Source organism: Microcystis sp. LEGE 08355, from assembly GCF_015207185.1.
GTDB lineage: Bacteria > Cyanobacteriota > Cyanobacteriia > Cyanobacteriales > Microcystaceae > Microcystis > Microcystis panniformis.
This window is the reverse complement of the sequence record NZ_JADEXI010000175.1, coordinates 1-8,152: the sequence shown is the minus strand read 5'-3', so window position 1 is coordinate 8,152 and position 8,152 is coordinate 1. Positions and strand designations below refer to the sequence as shown.

Below are 8,152 nucleotides of genomic sequence, written 5' to 3'. Positions count from 1 at the left end.
CATATAGCGGTGTGCAGTCGTATGAGGTACAGTGTCACGAGCTATAAACCATGCTAGGCAAAGCTTGGTCTGTATCTCACTCAAGCGCTTACCGCTATAATATTAGGTCGAGGTGTAATCATCTGCGTTTTAGCTTACCTGTGACCATAAATACTTCCTTGACCGCTTCAAATCACACAAGTCTTTAGATAAGGGCTGTACGATAACCGAAGTAGATTGCATTGTTGCGATTGCGTTATGCTTCTAGTAGTTGGGTAGGGTGCGTTAGGCAATCCCTTGTTTTTAGGGCAAAAATCAAGCTCTGAATATTGCCGTAACGCACCACAAAGAAAGGTTTTTAGTGAGTTACGCTAACGCACCCTACTGGGGAGCATCTCACTTTCTTTTCATTCCATTAACTTGACATTTAATCTGACCCAGGTTATAAGTATAATGAAGTGCGTAGTCTACGTACTTTGCCCTAATAAAAAGTAACAAACCACTTAAAATGATCACAAACATCTCTAGACGAGTAACTACCGGCGCTCTTGCCATCGCTGGCAGCGTTGCCGCTTTCGGCTTTGCCAATACTGCCCCCGCCCAAGCGCAGGCGGTGTGTCCTCTACCATTGGGACAACTGTTTTCTGGTTTCAAGTCTGCTCCTTGCCGAGTGGGAGACAAGCTTTTCACATTCCTCGGCTCCAGTCCAACGTCTGGTCCTATAGATAACGGGGTTCTTCTCATAGATCAAATCTTGTCACCGACTATAGACAGACACACCTTCAACTACAGACCAACTCCCGCTCTGACCCAAGCCGGAGGTGCTTTCGTCATAGATTACACGGTCGAGATCCTTGATCCGGCGAAGATGTTCAAAGATTTCAGTATTGGTTATGATGCAACTGGCGCAGGTAACTCGGGTATCTTTACGGAGAAGATGGTTTGGTCAGATAGTATCAATGGGTCGGCGTTAATCGGAACTTCGACGGCTACGACCGCGTTGGGTGCTTCTGGTGCCATGGTTCCAGTTCCGTCCGGTATCACGAAACTCTTCGTCAGAGACACTTACCGGGTCGATTCTCCCACCGGTTCCCTTAACAGTGTCACCAACGACTTCACACAAATGCCAAAAGTTAAAGTTCCCGAACCTTCTGCTATCCTCGGTATCTTAGCCGTTGCTGGTGTTGGCGCTTTCGCTCGTCGCAAGAGCTAGTCACTGCCATTAAATCAAAGGCAAGCGTTAAGGTTAAGCTTAACGCCTTTTTTGTGTCTAGAGAGGGAGATGGGGAAGTGGGAAGTGGGGAAGTGGGGGAGTGGGGAGTTCGAGCATTTGTATTAAAATATCCAATACGCAATTTAAATGCAGTATACTGTTCACTTAACAATCCCACTGGTCACTGATAATTGATCACTGATCACTGATCAGCCATTCCGATGCCCTTTCACCTAGATCTAAGGCCAGACTAACCGCTTTACCGAGACGGGGACGCTCGCGGGTTTCGCGGATAAAAGCTTGAAATTGACTAAAACCACCCCATTCGTGGAGATAATTAGCGATCGCATTGAGATGTTCCAGATATTCAGACTCGGAGAGGGGAAAAGAAGCTTGTTCGAGATATTTCCACATTACCTGGACATGAACCTTATCTTTGATGCGTCGCAGCTGGATATCGTAGGAACGACCCCATTTTTCTAGTAATAATTGCTGTAAGTCCACACCCGTCATGGTTGCTATCGCTTCTCAGATGTCAGTCGGCCTCTTGATTTTATCATAAATGTCAGGGGAAGACCCTCGGTTTTACCGAAGGGATGAAACCTGAACAACATAGAACAGCAAAGCACAACGATCAGATATCTCCGCTTGATCGGATAGTTTCAACCTGTTGAACTTTACTCCACCGTGACACTTTTGGCTAAATTGCGCGGCTGATCCACGTCTAAACCGCGACGGGCTGCGATATGATAGGAGAGCAATTGTAGGGGAATTACTGTTAGAATTGGCGATAATAATTCTTCAATTTCCGGCACATACAACAAATCATTAAAGACTTTTGGCGCTTCCGTATCGCTGTCGGCAACTACTCCCAATAATCGCGCATCCCTTGCTTTTGCTTCCTGTGCATTGGAGAGAACCTTATCATAAACTATCCCCGGCATAGCAATCGCTACTACGGGAACTTTTGCATCTAAAAGCGCGATTGGTCCGTGTTTCATTTCTCCGGCTGGATAGCCTTCCGCATGAATATAACTGATTTCTTTGAGTTTTAAGGCCCCTTCTAAGGCAATGGGGAAATTAATCCCCCGTCCCAAGAAAATAAAGTCTTGGGTGTCATTAAATTCATGGGCTAATTCTTCGATCGCTTTTTCCTGTTTTTCTAAGACAGTCTCGATTAATCTTGGCAGCGATCGCATTCCATTAATAATTTCCTCGATTCTCTCTAAAGACAAAGTTTGACGACGATAGGATAAATCCAAAGCTAAGAGATAAAAACCCAATAATTGTGCCGTAAAACTCTTAGTTGCCGCCACCCCGATCTCGATTCCTGCTTGGGTATTAATAATCTGATCGACCATTTGTGCTAGGGTACTTTCGGGGCGATTAGTAATACCGATAATCCGGGCCTGATATTTTTTTTCTAATCCTAAACGACGCTGTTTTTCCGTTTCCAAAGCCGCTAAAGTGTCGGCTGTTTCCCCCGATTGCGTCACCCCGATAGTTAAAGTATTGGGCATCAGGGGGGTGGGTGCATAGCGAAATTCCGAGGCGTACTGTACCCTGGTGGGAATACCTGCCAACTGCTCGATCAAGTATTTACCGACTAAACTAGCGTGCCAACTGGTTCCACAGGCTAAAATCTGAATATGTTCTAAATTATCGTAAATTTCTTCAGAAAAATTAATATTTATCGGGTTGACATTATCCTCATTTTGTGCTGTCCAATGGGGATGCAGATAGGTCCCTAAACAGTCGCGCACCACTCCGGGTTGTTCGTAGATTTCCTTGAGCATGAAGTGACGATAACCCTGTTTTTCTACGGTCGTCGGACTCCAATCGAGGACTCTGGGGCTTTTACGGACTCTTTTGCCCTCAAAATTATAAATTTCTACTCCCAAGGGTGTTAACCGAGCGATTTCGCCATTATCCAGGGACAGCACTGCCCGGGTATGGGGAACCAAAGCACTGACATCGGAGGCACAGAAAAACTCCCCCTGACCAAAACCGATGATTAAAGGGGCGTGTTGCCGCACGACAATCAATTCATCGGGATAATCGGGACTAATCACCCCTAGGGCAAAAGCACCCTCTAAACGTTCAATTGCCCTTAAAACTGCCTTGAGGAAAGGACTCACCCCCAAGTAGTCTTCATCGGTAGGTTTGGGTAGATAACTGGCGATTAGATGGGGAATAACTTCTGTGTCGGTTTCCGAGTCAAATATACAGCCTTTCTCCTTTAATTCTGTTCTTAATACCTGAAAATTTTCGACAATGCCATTCTGTACCACTGCCACCCGTTGACTATTATCGGTGTGGGGATGGGCATTACTTTCTACGGGTTTGCCGTGGGTTGCCCAACGGGTGTGACCGATGCCAATTTGGGAGGGATTAACTTCCTGTTCTAATTTTTCCCGCAGATTGTAGAGTTTTCCCTGGGCGCGGACTCGATGTAATTCACCTTCGAGAATTGTGGCAATTCCTGCCGAATCATAACCCCGATATTCTAAACGTTCCAAACCAGCTAGGAGAATATCGATCGCTGTTTGGGTTCCGATATAGCCAACAATTCCGCACATTCTTTCCCTGACCCCATTTAGGCTAAGTCCGATCTATTCTATCGCAAGCGTGACACTTGTTTGCTTAGAGGCCAAAGACGCACTGACAAGGGCAAAGTTTCCTCTCATGGGACTCATCGTTCGCTCATTTTTGGGAGCAAGATGGGGTCAAAGAGTTGGAAAAGCTTACCCAGTCAAGGATTGAGCGAGCGGGACTGACGGGATTTGAGCCTGAAGCCAAGAAGTCAGTCCCATACTCAAACAAGAGACCTCTTGCAAAAATCAAAAATCTTCCTTTAGGTGAGGAGTAAGGAGCCAGTAGCCAGGAGAATTAAGAATGAGCGTTAATTGATTAGGGTTTGCGGCAAAAAGTTTTTCGTGGGGGCGGGGTGTGGGGTGTAGGGTGTAGGGTTTTACCGATTTTGAGTGGGCATGGTGCGTTCCCCAAAATCGAGCGGTGGAGCAGTAGGACTTGCATTAGGGAACGCACCCTACAGTGATAGCGATCTGCTATGCAGTGCCTTCGGCATCGCACTACAATTGGTCAAGCAGCATATCGTACTCTGGGTGGGAACCAACCCAGAACCAAATCACCGTATCATCCTCTAATTGACCGACAGCACGATAATCCCTATTGATGCGTGCAGAATAGATGGGCAGCTGTGGATGGACTTTCTTGAATCGCAAGCTGGGATAGCTTGGGTCTTCTTTGAATTGCCGATACGCTTTGCGGGTCTGCTCTTGAATCGGTTTTGGAAGCTCAGAAAACATCTCCCGAAAACCAGCAGTGGTAAAAGACTTCACAACGTTTCTGGGTCTAATTCTTGAGTCTTACCCGATCGATGTTCTGCCATTGCTTCGGCTGCTAGTTTAGCCAGCAAGTTTGGTGAGCGAGCAAAGGAGTCATTCCATCGCTGCTCTTCTTCGAGTTCTGCCAAAATTAGAGTTGCGATCGCGTCCTGTTGATCGGTTGACAAGGTTTTTAATTGGGCGATCGCCTGCTCAAGTCGTTCAGTCATATACAACATCTAACGATAGGGCTTAATATATTCTAGCCTCCACGTTGCTACAGCGATGGCGTGCTGCTACCCAGTGCCTTCAGCATCGCACTCTACTTCAACGCTTCGATCATAACTAAACCACCCTCAATTGCCTGAATTCGCAAATCGTATCCTCGTAATAGCTGCATCCCAATCAACGGAACCGTCTCTGATTCGTTGATGTAAATCTCACGATATTGCCCGTCCCAGATCACAAGCCCGATGTAAACTTCAAACGTGCAGAAAGTCCCATCGCCTAACGTCGCCAGATCTCGACCCTCCCAAATAAACCCTAACCTAGCAATTATGTCAGACGGCAAGGTGAGAAAACCCGAAAATCCTGTATCAATTACAGCATCTACTATCTGCGTTGTTTCATTGTTTCTGACTGCGATCGCTAACGTCGCCTCACACCCTTGATTTACACGACCTTGCATCATGGCTTTGTTCTCAGGCTCCGTGCACCAAAGTGATCGACGGCTGAATGCCCAATGCGAACAAACCATGTCTGAGTATCAGGCACTCGTGCAGAAAGTTGCTTCGCTGCGCTTACCAAATCATCCGCTACTTCAAAAGCCCCTGTTTCAATGTCAATTGCCACAATTTTCCCCTGATTACCCTCCTCGACTTGGGGACGTACCTGAGATTGATAAATCTCATTACCACGTCGAGCAAATTCTTCTTTACTGTAGCGGGGTTGTCGAACTGTCATTGAAGCGACCCTGTGGCGACTTTTGCCCCTCTATTTTAACCAAACATTGGGAATCTTCGCTAACATTCCTCAACTGGTCCGACCAGAGCGGCATCGCACCTAAACTCACAGTTTCAATCCATGGGCATGGTGCGTTCCCCAAAAATCGATCGGTGGAGCGGTAGAAGTTGCATTAGGGAACGCACCCTACCAGATCGGCGATCTGCTACGCAGTGCCTTTGGCATCGCACTACCCAGTGCCTTCAGCATTCCACCTAAACTCACAGCTTCAATCAATGTGCATGGTGCGTTCCTCAAAATCGATCGGTGGAGCAGTAAGACCCCCATTAGGGAACGCACCCTACGGATTGTTTTACTACACATTATAGGTCAACTTTCTGCACAACACTCTCCAGAGTAACGATATAGATCAACTTTCTGTATATCACTCGATTTAGGCGCAATTGCAAGAAACTTTCCCCATATCACACCCAAAAGCCTGTTAGCCAGAAGAGCTTACTGCAAACAATCTCCTTGAAGGAGACTGATCACAGAAGCTTTCTAGAGTTCTAGCAAAGATTCTTAGATATGACGGCACTTTGTCACAAAATTTTACTATTATTTTGACACTCTTAATGGTTGGAGAGGAAACATTGATCGCCAAGTCTGGTCAATTTTTGTCCAACGCATTTCAGGAAATGACCTGAATAAGTAGCTAGAGATAATTAATTACACATATTTAACCACCTGTTGCCTATTCTAACCAAGAAATTAATTTTGTCCTCTTACTTAATTACTGTTTATTTTGTAATTTTATCACTAATTCTTGGAAAGGTTGCCAATCGTCTTTATAGGTAATGGCTTCCCAAACCGATTCGATTAGCGGTCTAAGTAAAGCGGTTTTAGGATTATAATGCTTTAAAGTGTCGTCAATTTGAGTCAAGGAATCTAGGGGTAATTGATTTAAGACCAAACTATATAACTCTCGCCAACGTTGCCAATCAGCTTTCGGTAAATCCATATTTTCAATAATTAGAGAACTATTTTCTCGCCAACCGTAATTAAATTGTTCACTTAATTGATAGAAAAATTCGTGATAACCGAGGCCAGTTTCTTGGAGAACTTCCACAGTTTTGCTGACCAGTAAAGCGGATTCTGGAGTAAAAATATCCTCAAAACCTAACTTTTTGAGCATCATTTTTTGATAATAAAAATTGTAATGCTGGTCATAGTTAGCCAAAGCCATATCTAACTCTAACAAGGAAACAATCATGGACAGGGGAGATTGCAGTAACTCTAGATTTAAGCGACAGATAAAAGGCTGATTGCCATAACTATAACGACCACCGTAGTCGAAATAGGCCGCCGTAAATTGGGGGTTATAGGAAGGAATAAAAGCGTAGGGACCATAATCGAAACTTTCCCCAGTAATTGACATATTATCGGTATTGAGAACCCCATGACAAAAACCTGCGGCCATCCATTGGGCTGCTAATTTAGCGGTTCTTTCAATCAAAGCGGCGTAAAATTTTAAATAGCGATCTCTATCTTGGGGATCGATTTCAGGATAATAATAAATAATTACATGATCGAGGAGTCTTTTAATTAAATCGCCACGTTTAATATGAAATAAACGCTCAAAAGTCCCGAAACGAATATGAGAATTACTAACTCGAATCATCACCGAAGATCGCGTCGGGGAAGGTTCATCACCGCGCCAGAGGGATTCCCCCGTTTCCACCAAACTGAGACAGCGAGAGGTATTCACCCCTAAACCGCGTAAAGCTTCCCCAGCTAAGACTTCTCTAACTCCACCCTTGAGAGTTAACCTACCGTCCGCATGACGGGAATAGGGGGTCCGTCCCGATCCTTTCGTACCAAAATCGTATAATTTGCCATCAATACCCCTAACTTGACCGTAGAGAAAACCGCGACCATCTCCCAAGAAAGGATTATACTCGCCAAATTGATAACCGTGGTAACGCAGGGCTAAAAAAGGGGTCAGGGATTGAAATTTACCAAAAGCCTCGATAAAATGCTCATCTAAGGTTAATTCTGGCTCAATTCCCACCAAAGGTAATAAAGCATCATTGCGAAAACGAAGGATATGATGGGGAAAATCCGCAGCCGCAACTTGATCGTAGTATTGGTCCCCCAAGTCCTGCATGGCGCTTTCGTAAGGGAGACTGAGAAAGGGATTGGTGAGATGGTCTGTCATAGTGGTGGTGTCGATCGAGCTTTGAGGCGATAAAGTGATAAAGATAGCCAAAAATTTTTCCTACTGAGACTATCAAACAGCGATGCCCGACTCTATTATGTATCAAGGGGACTATTTTCTTGTCCTTGAGGCCGATCAATCTGAACAATTCCAGACTCCCGACCAGTTGCGGGATAAGTTAAAGGATTTAATCGCCGCAAAACCGGAGATTTGTCCCCGACAATTGGCAAAATTCTCTAGTTTTGAGGAAAAAGCTCTCTATTTGCGCGATAATTACTGCGAGTTAGACCTGGGTGAGGGGGGTTATCTACAATGGTATCTAGTGCGTTTGGAAAAATAAGGGAACCCATTATTAAGTAGTTAGGTGTTAAAAACTGTCAGACACCCCCCTTATCAAGGGGGGATTAAGGGGGGAGCCATCTTCAATTTAATTATAACCAGCTACTTAGGGTC

Annotated in this window: 9 protein-coding genes; 2 read left to right on the top strand and 7 right to left on the bottom strand. The window is 45.1% G+C overall.

Annotation, left to right across the window (positions count from 1 at the left end; translation table 11 throughout):
• Positions 1-487 precede the first annotated feature (487 nt).
• Positions 488-1,192, top strand: coding sequence for a PEP-CTERM sorting domain-containing protein (locus IQ242_RS27090; RefSeq protein WP_193959989.1), 705 nt, complete (start codon positions 488-490; stop codon positions 1,190-1,192).
• Between the two features lie 195 nt (positions 1,193-1,387).
• On the opposite strand, the gene IQ242_RS10920 is transcribed toward IQ242_RS27090, so the two are convergent.
• The 7 genes from IQ242_RS10920 to IQ242_RS10890 form a co-directional block, all read right to left on the bottom strand.
• A complete protein-coding gene (locus IQ242_RS10920) occupies positions 1,388-1,705 on the bottom strand; it encodes a DUF3067 family protein (RefSeq protein ID WP_002756874.1) in 318 nt (105 codons plus the stop codon).
• Between the two features lie 164 nt (positions 1,706-1,869).
• On the bottom strand, positions 1,870-3,771 hold the full coding sequence (glmS, locus tag IQ242_RS10915; RefSeq protein ID WP_193959988.1) for a glutamine--fructose-6-phosphate transaminase (isomerizing): 1,902 nt from the start codon (positions 3,769-3,771) through the stop codon (positions 1,870-1,872).
• Positions 3,772-4,284: 513 nt separating this feature from the next.
• Positions 4,285-4,554 (bottom strand): type II toxin-antitoxin system RelE/ParE family toxin, encoded by a 270-nt coding sequence (locus tag IQ242_RS10910; protein ID WP_193959987.1) that lies wholly within the window; start codon positions 4,552-4,554, stop codon positions 4,285-4,287.
• A complete protein-coding gene (locus IQ242_RS10905; protein WP_193959986.1) occupies positions 4,551-4,769 on the bottom strand; it encodes a hypothetical protein in 219 nt (72 codons plus the stop codon). The genes IQ242_RS10910 and IQ242_RS10905 overlap by 4 nt, the downstream gene beginning before the upstream one ends.
• Positions 4,770-4,861: 92 nt before the next feature.
• The gene (locus IQ242_RS10900; protein WP_193959985.1) at positions 4,862-5,230 is read right to left on the bottom strand and encodes a clan AA aspartic protease; all 369 of its coding nucleotides are present in this window, start codon (positions 5,228-5,230) and stop codon (positions 4,862-4,864) included.
• Positions 5,227-5,502 carry a hypothetical protein gene (locus IQ242_RS10895; RefSeq protein WP_002756880.1) on the bottom strand — a complete coding sequence of 92 codons (276 nt, stop codon included), beginning with the start codon at positions 5,500-5,502 and terminating at the stop codon, positions 5,227-5,229. Before IQ242_RS10895 ends, IQ242_RS10900 begins: the two co-directional genes overlap by 4 nt.
• Before the next feature lie 772 nt (positions 5,503-6,274).
• A complete protein-coding gene (locus IQ242_RS10890) occupies positions 6,275-7,750 on the bottom strand; it encodes a YdiU family protein (RefSeq protein WP_228020927.1) in 1,476 nt (491 codons plus the stop codon).
• 31 nt (positions 7,751-7,781) lie between these two features.
• On the opposite strand from IQ242_RS10890, the gene IQ242_RS10885 reads away from it, so the two are divergent.
• Positions 7,782-8,039, top strand: a complete 258-nt coding sequence (locus IQ242_RS10885) for a chlororespiratory reduction protein 7 (RefSeq protein WP_193959984.1) — start codon at positions 7,782-7,784, stop codon at positions 8,037-8,039.
• Positions 8,040-8,152 lie beyond the last annotated feature (113 nt).